Raw genomic sequence first — 16339 nt, 5'->3', positions numbered from 1 at the left:
TGATGTAGCTTGTTATTTTTCCTTTTTGATAGTATCAGCTGATTTTTGATTTTTTAAACTAGTTACAGTAATACTATCACGTTGTTTAGCAGTTCGATTAAGGTCAGGATCTATGAAAGAAGTTTTGTTAGATGTCTTCTTTTTTGAAGTAGTATCTTTTTTCTTTTTTAGTTTTACTCCTTCTTCTATTTTTTCTTTTATTATAGGTGTTGAATTCAGTTCTTTATTTGTTTCTTTTAGTTGAGCATCTTCTAGTTTTTGTTCTAATAAACGAGAGTCTTTGGATTTATTATCTTCTAAACGTTTTATAGTCTCTTCATCAAAGAAATCATCATCTTCTACAGGTAGTGGTATTCCTGTTATTTTAGTTAATTTAGGAGGTGCTTCACCTCTAAAAAGCTCTTTTTTGCTTAATATTTGTTCATCTCCACGCCACTTAAAGCCGGAGAGTTCTCTGGCATTTTCTGGTAAATCGATTTCTCGATATAAGGTTCCATCTACATTTTGATAATAAAATACATCCACAATTTCTCTTTGTTCTAATAGTAACTTAATAGAACTGGATAGGACTTTATTAATACCTATTAACTTAAGTTCCCCTTCGCTTTCTCTTTGATAAAATATTGTTTCTGTGTTCTTATCTATATCTACCTGATAAATTTCATTGTCTTTAAAAAGTCCATATAACGTCTGTCCCTTCACCTGATTATATCCGGCTTTTAGTGTGTCTTCTTGTATTAAAAAAGCATTTTGGTATACAATTAGCGAATCTAGTTTTTCTGTTTCGGTATTAGAGATAATCTTGATAGTGTCTCCGGTCATTTGATTGCGTTGCGTCCATATGATTGGTTTACCTATCATTTTTGTGTATCCGGTAGTCTGATCTACATTGATAGAATCACTTTTACCACTCATATTACTTTTAAAAATCCGAACATCATAAAAACCATTCATAATTCTACGTTCTGGTTTACCTGTTACCATTAACGTATCACTATGAATGTATATAGAATCTTTTTCTTGTAAAGTAGCTGCTAAAGCTCTTTTGGTAATAAAAAGAGAGTCTTTATCTTTAAAAACTTCAGCATAATGACCGGTAATTACAGAGTTATTAGCTGTATCCAGTACCTTAATATTGTTGGTCGCTGATGCAAATTGAATTGCGCTATTATAAAATATACTATCCCCATAAACAGTACGATTATCGTAATCAATCCGTGCATTTTTTATAGCATACCCGGTTTTTACCTTGGTATCATAAAAACCACGTTCGCAGTATAATGTGCTTTCTTCTCCTTTTACGGTTGATGGACCATATAAATATGCGTGACCATTATCTGTATAATAATCTAAACGATCAGAATCTACAGTGTTTTCTGGATTAACGATTTTTACTTCGGTATTAAATGAATACTGTTTTCTATCCATAAAATATCTACCAATTCTACTGGTAAGTATATTAGAAGAGTCTTTTACAGTTCCTCCACTTCGATAATATGCTTGCTGGCGTAGTCGGTCAAAAAATAATGTATCTGTTGTTAATGTGTTAGATGGAGTTTCTAAAAACACTTTTTCTCGCGCATAAGCAAACTTACTATTACCATTATACTCAGCATAAGCACTTGTCATTGTTAGCGTATCTCCTTGCTTCATTTTTACGTTACCAAGAGCTTTAATGAATTTATCTTCTCCATAATGTATCGCTCGGTCACACCAAATCTCAATACCATCATGTTCAATATAAACTTGTTTGTTTACTTTGGCTAAAATCGTTGCTCCAGGAAAACGTTCCTCATTTTTGATAGTACGATCTGATTGAACCTTGATTTTTTTACCTTCTTGAGCAAATGTGATGGTAGAAAAAAACAACATAAAAACTATATAGAAAAATGTATTTTTCAAGTATCTAATATTTGTTTGCAAAATAACGAAAATTGTATGTAATGATTGTGAGGGTTTACTTAAAATAAAAATTCTCAGTTATAAGTTCATGGATAAATACTTAAGTAATTCGGTTTTGTTGCATTTTAGAGCTTAAATCAATTGATCCATTATAATTTTCTATAATTTATTATTAAGTTTTACAGTACTGATTTACCATTTTTTTAATTATTCCTTATTAAATATTTTTAAGAGCTAAATTATAATTTTCCTAAGTAAGGTTTCTCGTGAGCCAGTAATAGATCGTTTGCGTTATTTTTCCAAGCTACAGGAGCATCCGATTTATTTACAATATAGCCTAGAGCATACATATGCCCTTTACAGTATAATTGTTGTTTTTTAATAATATTTTCAGCTTCAGTATAGTCTCCAGATGTAATGGATTTAATAAATTCATCTAGATCTGTTTTTGGAATTCCCAAGTTTTCTATATCTATTAAATTTTTAGTATAATCTTTCTTTTCTAACATATTAAGTGCTAGTGAATACCAAATAGTAGAGCTGTTAATTCCTTCTTGATCATTTAATGATTTTGCTTCATTTTTGATTTCGTCCGATATGTTATCCGATACCGCTAGAAAACGAAGTATATATGGCCTACTATCTTCGTAAGATTTTATAAAATCATATGCTTCGTTTAATTTGCCTTGTTGTAGTAATACGTAAGCATAGTTTGGGTCATTACTAAATTTAGTTAATTTTCGATTATCTATATCTAGGTAATATTCTAAATCACTAGTTGTAAAATTTAATTTCTCTTTTTTACCATTGCTGCTCATTTTTCTTCTAACTCTCTCTGCATTAATAGCTATAATTTCTTTTAAACTATTTATTTTACTGGCTGAATTAAAGGCAAATAAACTCTTTTCCCAATTTTCGTTTTTTCCATAAATATGAGCTGCGGCATATGCTAACCAAGGATGATCATTCCATTGCTCAAATCCTTTTATAAAAGTACTGTCTTGATAATTAGAATCCTCTAAACATCTTGTATTTAAATAGTATAAGTCGGGATTATCAGAGTCTTTTGTAAATGATTCTTTTATCTCATTACATATTTTATTTTTTCCATTAATATCGGCGAGATCCATTTTTGCTCTTCTGGAGACCATATCATTTCCTAAATTTTTTATTCTGTGATCAATTACATCTTGAGGGTTATCCGAAAATTGTAATAGACTTAGCCAATTTAGGATATTGGTACTTTCTGCAGTATCCCATTTTACGTGAGTATATATTAATTTTTTCAGTTCTGAAGAATCGCTAACAATAGAAATCATGTCATAGGGATTGATATCACTGTACGCTACTAGTACATCTTTTTTCGTGCCTATATCATCTCTTTCAGGAGGTGTTTTTAAAACATAATCGACGGTACTATTAAACCATCTTTTTGCACCAACATTTCTTTGTTTTGGAATAAAACTATTACCTGATCCGTAATATGCAGTATATTCAAAGAAAACACCTGCATTTGCTATATTGTAAATGGATTCTTGCCCTGGAGAACCGCTGGTTCCGATAAAACTTTCTATTTTTATTCCATTTGATCCATTCGTTACTATATCATAGTTTGTATTATAATCTATAGGAATAGATTCATTATTTTTTGCAGGTATTTCTATTTCTTCTTGTCCATTGATAATTACAGTTACGTCCATTTCTAACCCATTGTAAATGGTTAGATTAGTAGATTGAGAAAAACTTCCTAAAAAAAGAGCACCTCCAATTAGTACTGAGGATATAGCAAATTTTGCTGTTGCGCCAAAAATTCCTTCTCCCATTATAAATCGATCCCATAATTTTAATTTTCGTTGGATAGGTCTTTCTTTACCAGGAGTAAGTAATTTATAAGAATCTACTATGGTAACTTTATCAGGAATTATTCTGTCGATCGAAGTATTAGTAAGGAAAGCGTTTTTTACATCCTCTTCAATATCTAATAGGTGTTCAAGAGATGAATTTCTTAAGAAATTCAATCCAATTAACGCTTGATTAGCCCAGCCATCGACAACTTGAGACCATTTGTCAATATTATCTCCCGTTGGGGATGACAGCTTAAACTCTTCAAAAAAACTGGAATATCTTTCTTTATTTGAGTTTTCTAGAAGCTCTTTATTTAATTGTATTTCTTCACTCTTTTTAAAAGAAGAGCGAATGGATTTGTAATAATCATTTCCAGCATTTAATATACCGGTAAGTTCTTCGGAACTTACATTTCCATCTGCGAGTGCTATGGTAACTACATTATGATATTTTCTTGCTGCATCTTCAATATCGGCAATTGCGTGTTCTGCATAGTGGACTAAACTAGTTATAGATTTAAGATAATTTGCCCAATTATTATCTAAATAGGTAGCTGTCTTGTAATAGATAGATCTACATAGTATGTCGTGCTTTTTTAGGTCGTCTAATATGGATAATTCTTCTTGCGCTAATTTATTAAGAAGCTTCTTCACATCTTTTCTCTTAATTCTTTCTCCTCGATGCCATATTTCTCTTTTTTCAATTGTAATAGGGCCATTAAAAATAAGATTGATTGCAGCTACTTCTTCTTTTACTTCTTTTAAATTTTCTAATTTTTTGGCAAGTTTTTCTTGATATATCGATTCGAAATTTGAAATTACTTGGTCATCTGGAATATTTAGTGCATACATTTGCTCAACGTTTTCAAAATTGAGTGTAAAAAATCTGTTTAAAAAATTTGATTGATATTTTGGATCAAGGAAAGTCCAATTAAAATATTTTTTATTCTGAAAATCTAATGACTCTTCATCTGATATTACTTCAGTTTGGATTTTGCCAGTCGCTATTAGTTTGGCTGTCATTTCCACTTCATATTTTGTAGCATCAGAAAGTAAAATTTCTGCCGGTCTCTCATCTATTTCAGCCGAAATGTATGTCTTTTTTGCATTTTCTTCTCGATCTTGATCAGCGGGGTGTGTTGACCACATTTTCGGAGGGTTAAATACTCTGTCACCAAAGATTCGATTAGATTCAGGATGTATAGATACTATTTTTGGGGATTTACCATAGGTATTATCATTTAATACCCAGGACATTTTTTCAATATAATTGGTTTGTAACTTAAATAAGTTATGGATAGCTTTTTTATCTTCTAATTTAATATTGACAGCATTTAAAGCATGATCATAAGCCTCATCTGCAACCTGTAACTTTGATAAAGCATGGATGAGTGCATCACTACCTGTTAAAGAAACTGCTACTAAGTCTGCTTGAAACTCCATTTCTCTAGATAATGCTCGTTGCGCTATTATAACAATACTAAAACAAGTCTCAATTAATGAGCGAACTGCCCAAACAAGTATTGATAATATCCAACCTATCCAAGATATGCGGATATCTATACTGGATATTCCTGCCAAGAAATTATCAAAAATATCTCTCTTATTGATAATCTGTACAGCAATTTGTTGAGCAACATATACATATCTTCCTAATAACATAGAACGTTGAGCAAAATGGCCAAACTCGTGAGCTAATACTGCTTTAAATTCTCCTAAGCTTAGCACATTCATAAGTCCTAATCCTATTTCTAAATTTTTCTTAGAAGGGAAAATTAAGTTTATAATTGAAAGGTCATAAGATACACTTGCATTTACTCTAGGAGAGAGAAAAACTTTTTTAGGTCTTGGTGCACCCGTTTCATCCGCCAATTTATAGAGGTAATCAAAAAGAATCGGTTCCTCTTTCTCCGTTATATATTTATCTAATGGATTTTGTTCTTTTTTATTGAAAATAAAAAGAGATTTGATCATAAATAAACAAAGAAAAGCATAACCTCCTGCTAATACATAATTCCAAAAAGAACCTTCGTCTAAAAATGAATAATAGGCTAATCTTCCAAACCATATAATAAGGGTCAAATATATAATTATGAAAAGTAGCAACCCTAAAACTGAGAGCCATACATGTTTTCTGAATGAAGAAGATGGTTTAGTTAATCCTTCTGGAGTGATGTGAGAGCTTTTTATGTATAAGTCTTTCATAGTAAATATGTTGATGGTTAGTCAATTTAAAAAATAACATATTACATTTATTAGATATACAAAGAAATAAAAGATTTTAAAACAGTTAGATGCGATTTGACTTTTTGAAATACCTTTGTTCACTAATTAAAGTTAATGTTCTTAGGTAAGTGTCAAATCAATACAAAATGTTACCCCAGAATTTATTTTCTTTCTAAGAATCAAGACTATTATTTCGTCGATATTGTAATAAAAAATAATTCAATTCTTATAATAACAACATGCTTTTGAAAAACAATGGGCCTAACAGTCGTATTGAAATTGAATCTGAATCGCGACTATAATTTCCGGTGAATTATATTCAATATTGAGTGTTTTTTATTCGATATTGAATGTTTTTCATTCTATTTTGAGTCTTTTTCATTCAATTTCGAATGTTTTTTACTCAACATCGAGTATTTTTTATTCAAGTGCAAGTGAATTATACTCTTAAAAGAGTAAAAAAGACGCTGTAAAGAATCTTTTTTGTTGCTATTGCTGGATTTTTTCTATTTCATTTAATCTTTTATAATACATTTCTATAATCGCATTTTCGTCCCATTCTTCATTTTCTGTTTTTCCGTGTCCAAGAGACATTGTAGTAATTACCTTATTATGCTGGATGTAGAAATCACAATTCCATCTGATTTGTTCGAAACTATTGATAGGTGTATAATTTTGAGTTTCTCTTGCGTAGAGGAGTTTTCCTTTCTTTTCAAAATAAATTTCCTGAAAATAAGTAGCTTCAAAATGAGATTCTACCTGAATAATTCTATTCCCATTTTTTAATCCGCAAATTTTCCAAAACTCAGTTTTTCCATTAAAATTAGTGATGCCATTTTTGCTGTAAAACGAGCAGTCACTATAGTTTTTGATAAACTCTGTTTGGATAGAATCTCTAATTTTGTTTTCAATTTGCTCATGATTTTGAGAAAAACCATAGCTAATTGAGGATAAAACAAATAGTAATGTTAATCGTTTGGCAGTCAAAATAGGTTTTTGTTCAATCATATGGTCTAAAGATTAGGGTTGTTTTAGCATACTTATAGGTCAACTTTTGTTTTGGTTAAATATTCTTTTGGAATTAGATTTTTATCGGTTTCTTTTAAGGATTCAATAGCACTTTTTGTTACAGCCTTAATAATCTATGAGTATTGATGTCGTGCAAAGTGCTTGATTTTTAACGTTCCTCTATATTCTACTAAATTATAATTAAAGTATTTCTGGAAGTTTTTTGAGATACTAGTTGTATTGCAATTTCTTGTAACGATATTGTTTCATTCCAATTATCATTTAGTAATTGGTTAAGTAGTGTTGCCTATCTGGGTGGTTCGGTATACGTTTTTTGTTTTTAAGGAGTTTCGGATTGAAAAAAACTAAGATTGAGATGTGATTTTTTTTGACTAGGATTATAAATAGATGTTAATGATAATTGATTGCCTTATTTAATTATTATTACGGACGGTTTTTATGTTGTTTTCTGCTTTTTTTATGTTATCCAATAATTGCTTTTCATTAAGAAGTAGGTCAGTTGTTATTAATTTAATGGAACTAAAAATATCAATAATTTTTGTTGATGAATTAATATTTATCATTTTGTTAAATATAGAGGTTCCAAATTCAGTGTATTTTTTTTGTTGATTATAAATTTTCGAAATATTATGAATAAGTTCGATGTTATATCCTTGTATAATACCGCTAATTTTAGCACCTTCAAAAGCCGTGTCCTCTAAATTAGCCAGTCTAATTCCATTCCAACCTACTATTTGATTGTGTTTGAATTTTTTATTACCCCAATAAGCTTCATACAAGTCTTTCTCATTGAAAGTTGGAACGATGCTATCTATTTGAATTTTTATTAATTGGTGATAACTGATAGATTTTTCAAGACTATTTTTATTGTCATTTAATTCCTCAAGAATATAGTTTACGGACTTTTCTCTTTCGCCTTTTATTTTCTTTTTATTTTCTTGTTCACTAACATAGATTCCCAGGAAAACACCAAAGGCTACAATTAAAAATTCAAGTAAATACTTAAATACATTTTTAGTAGTTTTCTTCATGTTATAATTTACTTTTTTCTAGTGATGTGTCAACGGAGGACGTAAGAATTGCCAAAGCGCAAATATCTATAAACCAATTTGTTTATTCTTATCTGTTTATCGAGTTTGTTTTGTTTCGCTTGGCGTTTATTTCTTTTTATACCATTGATTTATTGCAATACGTTACTTTTTCAAAATCTCTAATATTGATAGAAATGATTGGAACGCTAGGGAACATTAATTTTAATTCAGTAATAATTTTTTCAGAAAGGTTCTTTTTTTGAGCTGAGGTTCGCCCTTCCATAATATTAGCAAAAATGTGAATAAAATCATCTTTAGTATTTCCAATGGTATAAAATTCAAAAGGATTAATTCTTACTTTGATATCTCCTTTATCAAAAAGGTCAGTTGACTCTGCTGTATCATATACTTTTTGAATAATGTTTTTTGGGGATTCTAATTTTATGATATTCTCTGAACAATCAATTACGAAATGTGGCATATTATTTTTTTATTCTAGTTTTACCGGTTCTATATACTATTTAGGAAGTAGACATAATTCAAATTTTTGTAGCTATGATAGCAACAGTCCAATTTTTATAATCCAAATTCATCCTTGTTAAATTGTGTACTTATTTGACTTAAAGTAAACCGTTCAATCTTTTGGTAATTAAGTTGTTTGTTTCTTTCATTATACGGTCAATTAACTCTTTGCACGTTGGTATATCATGAATCAATCCTACCACCATTCCGCAAGACCATGCTCCAACCTCCATATCTCCTTCTAGCATGATTTTAGGATATACGCCTGCCACTTCCTCAATGATATCCTTAAACTGGATATTCTTTCCTAATTTTTTTTCCTTTTCTAGCAATCGTTGCACGGCAGCATTGTTCATTACCCGTTCCGTGTTTTTTAGCGGTCGCATGACTAAGCGTGTATCTAATTCAGTAGCTTCTAAAATGGCTTGTTTTACATTTTCGTGGATAGGCGCTTCTTGAGTTGCCATAAATCGTGTTCCCATATTTATACCTTCAGCACCCATAGCTAACGAAGCTACTAAAGAGCGAGCATCTGCCATTCCGCCAGAAGCTAAAAATGGAATTTCTAGTTCTTCTTGAGCACGTGGTAGCAAGATCATGTTTGGAATATCATCCTCACCTGGATGGCCACCACACTCGAAACCATCAACAGAGACAGCATCGCAACCAATAGACTGTGCTTTTAGTGCGTGTCTTACAGAAGTGCATTTGTGAATAATCTTAATTCCAGCATCTTTTAGATATGGTAAAACCTCTTGAGGATTGCGCCCTGCAGTTTCTACAACGGTTACACCTCCTTCAATAATAGCTTTGACATAACCCGGATAATCTGGAGCGTTAACGGTAGGCAAAAATGTTAGATTTACTGCAAAAGGTTTATCTGTTAAATCTTTACATTTTGCAATTTCATTTGCTAAATCAGCTGGGGTTTTTTGGGTCAAACCTGTAATTGTTCCAATACCACCAGCATTAGAAACAGCAGCGGCTAATTCTGCAAATCCAACATAGTGCATTCCTCCTTGCATGATAGGATGTTCAATACCAAACAGTTCAGTTATCTTAGTTTTCATGATATTATTTTTTAATAGTCAAGTTTAATTTTTTGTTTTTCTTGTCAGAAACCTTTAGTTCAATGATTCTTCTGAGTTTGTTTTTTCTTTGCCCAATATTAATAGGTTTCCCTTGTTCTCTAAGGAAAATTGTTATTTCCCGTTTTTCTTTGAGAATTATTTGTGAAAATCTTAAATAAAGATAAATATTGTTAGATAATTTCTATCCGTTAATGTAATAATTTCTACATCATTTTTTATTCTTTTGTTATTACGAAATCAAATGATTTGAAGATAAACATAAGCTTTTAGATTAAATACCGCTGTCTTATTTGCTATAGTACTATCGGCTTTTTTTTGTTTTTCATGATGTTTTATAACAAGATTTTTAGGAAATTAATCTCTGAGATCGACTATTTTAATTTGGTTGTATTTATTATTCCAGTGAGAAATATTTTTTGCAGTAAGTAATTTCAATATTTTATTATTGAACTCTAAAGATGACCAAATCACACTTAGAGAGGTTTATAGGATAGTGTAATTGCTTATTTAAAAAGTAGGCGAGTTTGAAAAAGATGATTACTTTTGCAGACGATATTAACTTGTCTAAATGCAAAGTAAGAAGAATTAAATAGTTTTAATGCGTAACCGGCTCTTCAGACAGATGCTTCTTATACAATGAGATAGACTGAAGTAATGCTTTTGAATAGAGATGATTATGATATTATATCATCATCATCAAATTGCATTAAAAAAATTTAAAAATCAGTAAATGAAGGAATTATTTGATGATGTGTCATTTAAGTGTAGTAAAATTGTTACACAAAATTATAGTACTTCATTTTCAATGGGTATTAAACTGTTTGATAAATCAATAAGAGATAGTATCTATAGTATTTATGGTTTTGTGCGCTTTGCTGATGAGATTGTTGATACATTTCATGAGTATGATAAAGCCTCGTTGTTTTCGAACTTTGAAGAAGATTATTACCAAGCCTATGATCAAGGTATAAGTCTCAACCCTATACTTAATTCGTTTCAAATAACTGTTCGCAAATATAATATTGACGATGAGTTGATACAAGCTTTCTTAAAGAGTATGCATAGTGATTTATCAAAGAAAGAGTTCGATGATAATGAGATTAAAGCGTACATATATGGATCGGCTGATGTGGTTGGGTTAATGTGTCTTAAGGTTTTTGTTAATGGTGATGAAGAACGTTATCAGGCTTTAAAACCAGCTGCGATGCGTTTAGGTTCTGCTTTTCAGAAAGTAAATTTCTTACGCGATATTAACGATGACATCAATGAGTTACATCGCATCTACTTTCCAATTTTAAGGGATAACGAACTCACCGAAGATATCAAGAAAAAGATTATTGATGATATTAATGAAGATTTCAGAGTTGCTTTAGAGGGAATCAAAGAATTGCCTGATAATTCAAGAAAAGGAGTGTATGCAGCATATCTTTATTACACTAAACTTACCACTAAGATAGAGAATACTCCTGTAGAGAAATTACTAAATGAGCGAATTCGAATTCCTAATAGAGTTAAGATGTGGTCATTAGGATCTATTTACATCGCCAAGAAACTTAAGCTGGCATAGAACAGAATAAAATTGCTAACTATGTCACTCTATTTAATTATACTTGTTATTTCACTTGCTGGACCACTTGCTTTGAGTTTCGAGAAAAACCTTAGACTCTACAAGCGTTGGAAATACCTGCTTCCTGCAATCTTAATAACTATGTTTGTTTTTGTGGCTTGGGATATCATCTTTACGCATATGGGATGTTGGTTTTTCAATTCAAGATATAATTCAGGCATTTACATAAGTAAGCTTCCTTTGGAAGAATACTTGTTTTTTATTGCCATTCCATACGCTTGTGCATTCTCATTTTACGCAGTTAAATTTCATTTTCCAAAATTCAAGTTGAATGAAAAATGGACAAAAATTTTAACTTTTTTCATTGTAATAGTATCTGTTATAACTTCATTATTACATCAAGACCTTACTTATACTTTTGTTAATTTCCTTGTTTTGCCTGCTATACTTTTACTAAGTTATTATTTTAGTAGAGAAGTAGTACAGTACTATTTAGCAATATATCCGATTTTACTCATCCCGTTTTTTATTATAAATGGAATCTTAACAGGTACTGGGATTGAGCAAGCTGTTTTTGATTACAATCCTCAAGTAATATTGGGAATTCATATTTTCTCAATTCCGCTTGAAGACATGTTTTATAATTTTTCACTGCTGTTATCACCTTTGGCGTTAACTCATATTTTTGAAATGAGATCTAGAAAAACTAAAAAGGCATGAAGATTGTAGTAATTGATTTCGGAATCGTTGTATGGACTGCTTATTGCAGATTGATAGTCAAAGGAGATGAAATAATTGTATTTGAAAGAAATGCATCTAAGGGTAGAATACCGTTCTGTTTAGCTAATGCTAAAATTGCACCAATGAAATACCTGTATAGTAGATGAATCGGATAGTTAAGTATATTGTTAATGAGGGGCTTCCAATAACTTTTATAGTTTTTTACTGTGTGGGATTGGCTTTGTATTTCACACCTTTCACTCACAATTTATTTATACTAATTACACCTTATACGCTGGTTTTAGTTTCCGCAGCTGTTTTTTCACATCATAAAAAGTGGAATGTAAAAACGATTGCCGTTTTAGCTAGTATTTTTACAATAAGTATTGTAATCGAAATTATTGGTGTAGCAACCGGTAAATTATTTGGAGTGTATGAATACGGTAAAGGACTTGGGGTTAAAATAGCTGATGTGCCAGTTATTATTGGTCTTAATTGGGTTTTCTTAACGTATGCTTCTAATGGGATTATCTCTAGATATACATCCAAAAATATCCCTATTATTGTAGGTTCAGCATCACTGATGGTAATATATGATATCTTACTTGAAAAAGCCGCTCCTTTGATGGATATGTGGATGTTTTCAAAGAACGATCCTCCTATAAACAACTATGTAGTTTGGTTCTTATTGGCTTTAATCTTTAATTGGGTTATTCAGAGATTTAGAGTGAATACGAACAATGAATCTGCGCGTTGGTTATTTTTTGTTCAGTTTGTTTTTTTTACAATTTTAGTTATTTTCAATATTTATAGTAAAAAATGATACGAGCCAATCATAGTAAATTGTGGGTAAGATTTTCCAAGTATTTTACAAAAATACTATTAGGCTTTTTTTTTAGTAGTACTAAGTATGCTGGCGAGTATGAAGAAAAAGGACTACCTATTCTTATGATTAGCAATCATTTTTCGTTTTACGATGGTTTTATTCAAATTTTATTAAACTTCAAAGTCTTTAAACGAAGATTTAATTTTATGATGTTGGAAAAGGAGTTGCGTAAAAACATGCTATTAACCAAAATTGGTGCTAGTTCAATTAACAAAGGCAAGCGATCAAGTATAGCGAGCCTTAATTATGCGGTTGAAATGTTACAAAATAAAGAGAACTTATTTCTGTTTTTTCCACAGGGGAAGATTAAAAGCATATATACAAGAGAGTTTACTTTCGAAAAGGGCTTACTTTCTTATGTTTTAGAAAACACAAAAAATGATTTCCAGTTAGTTTATAATGTTAACCTTATTAATTATGGAATTAAACTTAGGCCCGATATGTGTGTATACTACGAAACACATACAATAAGTACAAATACAAATGCTGAAGATGTAGAACGAGAATTTAATCGTTTTGCAAAATCGTGTTTTACAAAACAAGGCTTAAGATGATATATTTCTGTTATTTCCTAATAACCCTTCTGATTATCAGATTGCTTGTAGCATTTGTTAATTATCTTTCGTTCGCTTATTTACCAAAGATAACTTCGTTAACATCAGTGCCACGTGTTTCAATTTTAATACCCGCACGTAATGAGGAAGAAAATATTGGAACCTTATTAGAGCAATTATCAACGTTTGAATACCATAAGCTTGAAATCATTGTCTATAATGATCACTCTACTGATGAAACAGAAAGTATTATCAAGCATTGGGTATCACTTAAACCTAATATTAAACTATTAAATGGAGATGCACTTCCGCAAGGTTGGTTGGGTAAGAATCATGCCTGCCACCAATTAGCACAAAAAGCTACTGGTGATTTATTACTTTTTTTAGATGCAGATGTAAGCGTAAAAAAAGATGTAATCGAGCGTAGTATTAGTTATCTTCAAAAACACGAACTTCATTTGTTATCGATATTTCCAAAGCAAATAGTTAAGTCTTTCGGAGAAAAAGTTTCTGTACCCTTAATGAACTGGATTTTGTTGAGCATACTTCCGATTTACCTAATTCGAAAGTCAAAGAACAAAATCTTTTCGGCAGCCAATGGGCAATTCATGATGTTCAAAGCAGCTACGTATAAAAAAATATGGCCTCACGAAAAATGTAAGTCTAATAAGGTAGAAGACATGGCTATCATAAGACTATTTAAACAAAAAGGCCTCGCCAGTGATACGCGCTTAGGAGATAGTGATATTTCTTGCCGAATGTATGTTGGACTAGATGATGCTATTGAGGGATTCATAAAAAATATATTTCAGTTTTTTGGGGATAGTATTTTAGTAACTATTTCTTTTGGAATTTTAACAACCATAGCTCCATTTGTAGTATACGCATACATGGGCTTTTGGTGGTTAACAGCATATCTTGCAGGGATTATCTGCATTCGATTTTTTGTAATGTTGGCGAGCCAACAATCAATAGTCCAAAACCTACTTTTAGTACTACCACAGCACATTATATTTCTTTTAATAATAATTAAAGGAATCATAAATAACAAACAGAAAAAACTAATATGGAAAGACCGAAATATATTACAAGATTTGTAATTGCAATCAGCGTTTTGTTACTTTCAATACAATTGGGCTTTTCTCAAAGCCCATACCGCGACCCGATTTATAAAGCTTATTCGCGAGGTAAAATGGATAAGTGGTATGGATTAATGCATTCTTGTGAAAAAAATGCAAACCCGAATAGTTATGATGAACAATTAGAGCTTATTAGTTATTACTACGGTTATACAGCTTGGTTAATTGGTGCAGAAAAGCATGATACTGCTGAAGATTATATAGAAAAATCAGAAAAAATTATTGATAAGTTATTAGATAAATCCCCCGAAAACGCAACCTTGCTGGCATATAAAGGAGCTTACATTGCGTTTACTATTGGTATCTCAAATTTTAAAGCTATTTACTTAGGCAGGAGGAGCATGAGATACATAGATAAATCTATCGAACTAGATCCAGAGAATATTCAAGGGAATATTGAAAAAGGTAACTCCATGTATTATCGTCCATCAGCATTTGGCGGAGATAAGAATGAAGCAATTGAATACTATGTAAAAGCAGTTAAAAGCTTTGAAAAACAAGGACTGATTGTTAATAACTGGATGTACATAAATACAATGACTGCTTTAGGACAGGCATACGAAGCTACTGATCAAATACAACTAGCCAAATTATGTTATGAAAAAATAATGCGGATATTTCCTAATTTCATGTGGGTTGAAGATGAACTTTACCCTGATATGATAAAACGTAACAATCTATAATATTATCATCTAGCTCCATGAAATTCGTCATTTACAGAACAACATTACATTATGTGAAACTTTTTATAGTTTTATGCCTTGTTGTTACCCCTTTAAACATAAGTGCTCAAAGTATAAAAGATGATCCTATTGATCTAAGTAAAACGCCTCCACGTATTATTAGAGCCTGTTGTGCTTTTGGCTACGATTTAAAAATATGGGGAGTGCCATTTGTTTCCATTGATCAAGTGATTAGTATTGATGATCTGAATGAACATCATTATATGGGAAATAAGAGTGAAGGTATTGGAACGATTTACACAAATAAAGGCGGTTTTATTGATTTTGGTCACTTACGAGATCAAATTGATTGGACTCGCTTTCTATACACTACCATTCTAAATAGCAGAGGGAAAGGAGAAGTAGTTTTGCCATTACGTAAAGAAGCAGGACGTAAAACTTTATATCTAAATGTACCAGAACAGCTTAGTAATAGCGATTGTATTCTATTAGCAGGAAAGATAACATATGATCTTTCTTTATGGCACGAAATTTCTACTTGGTATGGTGCGTCAACTATTCCTTTTATACCAGAAAAATTTTCTAGTTTTTCGGTTGAGGATGTGTATTCAAATTTACTTGGGATACACATAGGTATGAAAACTTTGCATTCGGAGCTCCCTTTTAATCAGGCGGCAACAATGATTATCGAATCCACATTAGATAGTTTAGATGTTGTAAAGACAGCAAAAGAAACGTATGATGCCTACGATGCAATTAATAGTAAGTGGTATACCAATAAAAAACGAATACCTAGTAAGAATATTACGCTAAGGCGTGATCCAGATGTTCTTACCTCTAGTCGTCCTTGGATAATTCCTAATATGGTAAATAATACTGTTGATTCAATTATTTTAGATGTTCCTCTTGTAAATGCTAAAGGAGAGTTACTTACCAGTTTTTATCAATTTACCATTGATCCTAATTATAGGATTCCTACAGAAGAAATTTTTCCAGGTCGTGAAAGTAATCTCATCAACCAGAATGATTTTGACGTATTACTGAGCAGAATTACTAATGAGTTACAAATCATGGAACAAAATACATTAGCAGAAAAGAAACAAAATATTCAGAAATAGGTATCTTTTCTAATTGATATAACTAAG

Annotated in this window: 14 protein-coding genes; 8 read left to right on the top strand and 6 right to left on the bottom strand. The window is 31.1% G+C overall.

Features of this window, described 5'->3' with window-relative positions:
• Positions 1-12 precede the first annotated feature (12 nt).
• From Q0921_RS11585 to Q0921_RS11560, 6 genes are all read right to left on the bottom strand, one after another.
• Positions 13-1902: an OstA-like protein gene (locus Q0921_RS11585; protein WP_299256940.1), complete on the bottom strand. Its 1890-nt coding sequence runs from the start codon at positions 1900-1902 to the stop codon at positions 13-15.
• A gap of 239 nt (positions 1903-2141) precedes the next feature.
• A complete protein-coding gene (locus Q0921_RS11580) occupies positions 2142-5951 on the bottom strand; it encodes a M48 family metallopeptidase (protein ID WP_299256938.1) in 3810 nt (1269 codons plus the stop codon).
• 510 nt (positions 5952-6461) lie between these two features.
• Positions 6462-6980, bottom strand: a complete 519-nt coding sequence (locus Q0921_RS11575; RefSeq protein ID WP_299256936.1) for a hypothetical protein — start codon at positions 6978-6980, stop codon at positions 6462-6464.
• 434 nt (positions 6981-7414) lie between these two features.
• Positions 7415-8032, bottom strand: coding sequence for a hypothetical protein (locus Q0921_RS11570; RefSeq protein ID WP_299256934.1), 618 nt, complete (start codon positions 8030-8032; stop codon positions 7415-7417).
• 136 nt (positions 8033-8168) lie between these two features.
• Complete coding sequence (locus tag Q0921_RS11565; RefSeq protein WP_299256932.1) at positions 8169-8513, bottom strand: 5-carboxymethyl-2-hydroxymuconate Delta-isomerase; 345 nt, start codon at positions 8511-8513, stop codon at positions 8169-8171.
• Positions 8514-8652: 139 nt separating this feature from the next.
• Positions 8653-9624, bottom strand: a complete 972-nt coding sequence (locus Q0921_RS11560; RefSeq protein WP_299256930.1) for a nitronate monooxygenase family protein — start codon at positions 9622-9624, stop codon at positions 8653-8655.
• Between the two features lie 751 nt (positions 9625-10375).
• Between Q0921_RS11560 and Q0921_RS11555 the strand changes: the two genes are divergently transcribed.
• The 8 genes from Q0921_RS11555 (at position 10376) to Q0921_RS11520 (ending at position 16312) form a co-directional block, all read left to right on the top strand.
• Positions 10376-11212 (top strand): phytoene/squalene synthase family protein, encoded by an 837-nt coding sequence (locus Q0921_RS11555; protein ID WP_299256928.1) that lies wholly within the window; start codon positions 10376-10378, stop codon positions 11210-11212.
• Positions 11213-11233: 21 nt separating this feature from the next.
• Positions 11234-11932 carry a lycopene cyclase domain-containing protein gene (locus tag Q0921_RS11550; protein ID WP_299256926.1) on the top strand — a complete coding sequence of 233 codons (699 nt, stop codon included), beginning with the start codon at positions 11234-11236 and terminating at the stop codon, positions 11930-11932.
• Entirely contained in the window at positions 11929-12099 is a 171-nt protein-coding gene (locus Q0921_RS11545) for a hypothetical protein (RefSeq protein ID WP_299256923.1), read from the top strand. Before Q0921_RS11550 ends, Q0921_RS11545 begins: the two co-directional genes overlap by 4 nt.
• Positions 12096-12755 (top strand): carotenoid biosynthesis protein, encoded by a 660-nt coding sequence (locus Q0921_RS11540; RefSeq protein WP_299256919.1) that lies wholly within the window; start codon positions 12096-12098, stop codon positions 12753-12755. Before Q0921_RS11545 ends, Q0921_RS11540 begins: the two co-directional genes overlap by 4 nt.
• Complete coding sequence (locus Q0921_RS11535; protein WP_299256917.1) at positions 12752-13372, top strand: 1-acyl-sn-glycerol-3-phosphate acyltransferase; 621 nt, start codon at positions 12752-12754, stop codon at positions 13370-13372. The genes Q0921_RS11540 and Q0921_RS11535 overlap by 4 nt, the downstream gene beginning before the upstream one ends.
• 107 nt (positions 13373-13479) lie before the next feature.
• On the top strand, positions 13480-14472 hold the full coding sequence (locus Q0921_RS11530; protein WP_299256914.1) for a glycosyltransferase family 2 protein: 993 nt from the start codon (positions 13480-13482) through the stop codon (positions 14470-14472).
• 92 nt (positions 14473-14564) lie between these two features.
• The gene (locus tag Q0921_RS11525; RefSeq protein WP_299256912.1) at positions 14565-15194 is read left to right on the top strand and encodes a hypothetical protein; all 630 of its coding nucleotides are present in this window, start codon (positions 14565-14567) and stop codon (positions 15192-15194) included.
• 17 nt (positions 15195-15211) lie between these two features.
• Positions 15212-16312, top strand: a complete 1101-nt coding sequence (locus Q0921_RS11520) for a DUF4056 domain-containing protein (protein ID WP_299256910.1) — start codon at positions 15212-15214, stop codon at positions 16310-16312.
• Positions 16313-16339: the final 27 nt, after the last annotated feature.

Source organism: uncultured Aquimarina sp. (assembly GCF_947496855.1).
Lineage (GTDB): Bacteria > Bacteroidota > Bacteroidia > Flavobacteriales > Flavobacteriaceae > Aquimarina.
The sequence above is the reverse complement of the archived record's forward strand: the minus strand, read 5'-3'. Positions and strand labels throughout refer to the sequence as shown.

Bases quoted from the DNA above. Each gene is read 5' to 3' on its own strand.
- Q0921_RS11580 (WP_299256938.1), bottom strand. From the start codon at position 5,951: ATGAAAGACTTATACATAAAAAGCTCTCACATCACTCCAGAAGGATTA.
- Q0921_RS11575 (WP_299256936.1), bottom strand. From the start codon at position 6,980: ATGATTGAACAAAAACCTATTTTGACTGCCAAACGATTAACATTACTA.
- Q0921_RS11570 (WP_299256934.1), bottom strand. From the start codon at position 8,032: ATGAAGAAAACTACTAAAAATGTATTTAAGTATTTACTTGAATTTTTA.
- Q0921_RS11565 (WP_299256932.1), bottom strand. From the start codon at position 8,513: ATGCCACATTTCGTAATTGATTGTTCAGAGAATATCATAAAATTAGAA.
- Q0921_RS11560 (WP_299256930.1), bottom strand. From the start codon at position 9,624: ATGAAAACTAAGATAACTGAACTGTTTGGTATTGAACATCCTATCATG.
- Q0921_RS11555 (WP_299256928.1), top strand. From the start codon at position 10,376: ATGAAGGAATTATTTGATGATGTGTCATTTAAGTGTAGTAAAATTGTT.
- Q0921_RS11550 (WP_299256926.1), top strand. From the start codon at position 11,234: ATGTCACTCTATTTAATTATACTTGTTATTTCACTTGCTGGACCACTT.
- Q0921_RS11545 (WP_299256923.1), top strand. From the start codon at position 11,929: ATGAAGATTGTAGTAATTGATTTCGGAATCGTTGTATGGACTGCTTAT.
- Q0921_RS11540 (WP_299256919.1), top strand. From the start codon at position 12,096: ATGAATCGGATAGTTAAGTATATTGTTAATGAGGGGCTTCCAATAACT.
- Q0921_RS11535 (WP_299256917.1), top strand. From the start codon at position 12,752: ATGATACGAGCCAATCATAGTAAATTGTGGGTAAGATTTTCCAAGTAT.
- Q0921_RS11525 (WP_299256912.1), top strand. From the start codon at position 14,565: ATGGATAAGTGGTATGGATTAATGCATTCTTGTGAAAAAAATGCAAAC.
- Q0921_RS11520 (WP_299256910.1), top strand. From the start codon at position 15,212: ATGAAATTCGTCATTTACAGAACAACATTACATTATGTGAAACTTTTT.